Origin of the sequence: Natroniella acetigena, assembly GCF_023227745.1 — a bacterium.
Taxonomy (GTDB): Bacteria; Bacillota; Halanaerobiia; order Halobacteroidales; family Halobacteroidaceae; genus Natroniella; species Natroniella acetigena.
This window is the reverse complement of sequence record NZ_JALKBX010000106.1, coordinates 1-2,012: the sequence shown is the minus strand read 5'-3', so window position 1 is coordinate 2,012 and position 2,012 is coordinate 1. Positions and strand designations below refer to the sequence as shown.

Here is a 2,012-nt window from a genome sequence, read left to right as displayed (position 1 = left end):
CTAGATTAAGCCCTCGATCTATTAGTACCAGTCAGCTGAAGATGTTACCATCCTTATACCTCTGGCCTATCTACCTGATAGTCTATCAGGGATCTTACTAGATTCACTCTATGGGATATCTTATCTCAAGGTTGGCTTCACGCTTAGATGCTTTCAGCGTTTATCAAATCCGTACTTAACTACCCAGCTATGCCCTTGGTAGACAACTGGTACATCAGAGGTACGTCCATCCCGGTCCTCTCGTACTAGGGACAGCTCCTTTCAAATATCCTACGCCCACGACGGATAGGGACCGAACTGTCTCACGACGTTCTGAACCCAGCTCGCGTACCGCTTTAATTGGCGAACAGCCAAACCCTTGGAACCTGCTTCAGCTCCAGGATGCGACGAGCCGACATCGAGGTGCCAAACCTCCCCGTCGATGTGAACTCTTGGGGGAGATAAGCCTGTTATCCCCGGGGTAACTTTTATCCGTTGAGCGACGGCAATTCCATGCTCTACCGTCGGATCACTAAGCCCTACTTTCGTACCTGCTCGAGTTGTAGCTCTTGCAGTCAAGCTCCCTTCTGCCTTTACACTCTACGTGCGATTTCCGACCGCACTGAGGGAACCTTGGGGCGACTCCGTTACTCTTTAGGAGTCGACCGCCCCAGTCAAACTGCCCATCTGAAACTGTCCCAACACTGGATCACAGTGCATGGTTAGAATTCCGGCACATTAAGAGTGGTATCCCACTTAAGGCTCCCTCGACACTAGCGTGCCGAGTTCATCGCCTCCCACTTATGCTGTACATAATGTACCAAAATCCAATATCAGACTACAGTAAAGCTCCACGGGGTCTTTCCGTCCTGTCGCGGGTAACCTGCATCTTCACAGGTAGTACAATTTCACCGAGACCTTCGTTGAGACAGTGCCCAAGTCGTTGCGCCATTCGTGCAGGTCGGAACTTACCCGACAAGGAATTTCGCTACCTTAGGACCGTTATAGTTACGGCCGCCGTTTACTGGGGCTTAAGTTCTGCGCTTCAGCTTATGCCTAACACTTCCCCTTGACCTTCCAGCACCGGGCAGGCGTCAGCCCCTATACATCGACTTACGTCTTAGCAGAGACCTGTGTTTTTGGTAAACAGTCGCTTGGGCCTGGTTATTGCAACCTCTTCGAGCATACACTCTAATGAGGTACCCCTTCTCCCGAAGTTACGGGGTTATTTTGCCGAGTTCCTTAACGAAGGTTCTCTCGCGCGCCTTAGAATACTCTTCTAGTCTATCTGTGTCAATTTGCGGTACGGTTACCTCTTATCTGGTTAGAGATTTTTCTTGGCAGTGTAAAGTCAACTACTTCGCCTCCGTAGAGACTCCTGGTTACACCTTGAAGTTGACAATGACTCGGATTTACCTAAGTCATCCTTCTCAATGCTTCAACCTGACATACCGTTGCCAGGCTAGCCTATTTTCCTGCGTCATCCCATCACTCATAGTGATAAGGAGGTAGCATCGGAATTTTAACCGATTTTCCATCGCCTACGCCTTTCGGCCTCGGCTTAGGATCCGGCTTACCCTGAGCGGACGAGCCTTCCTCAGGAAACCTTAGACTTACAGCGAATAGGATTCTCACCTATTTTATCGTTACTCATACCGACATTATCTCTTCTATACTGTCCACAGCTCCTTCCGGTACTGCTTCAACCTATATAGAATGCTCCTCTACCATTGGTTATACCAATCCGTAGTTTCGGTGATGGACTTTAGCCCCGTACATTTTCAGCGCAAGATCACTCGACCAGTGAGCTATTACGCACTCTTTAAATGAATGGCTGCTTCTAAGCCAACATCCTGGTTGTCTATGCAATCTCACATCCTTTACCACTTAGTCCATACTTTGGGACCTTAACTGACGATCTGGGTTGTTTCCCTCTCGACTATGAAGCTTATCCCACATAGTCTGACTCCCAAGCTTAATAATATGGCGTTTGGAGTTTGACTGGATTCAGTAACTCTATAAAGCCCTTAGTC

The 2,012-nt window shown here is 48.7% G+C and carries 1 rRNA gene; it reads right to left on the bottom strand.

The features are described 5' to 3' along the window. Position 1: 1 nt before the first annotated feature. Positions 2–2,012 (bottom strand): 23S ribosomal RNA (locus tag MWH25_RS12710); the annotation flags it as partial.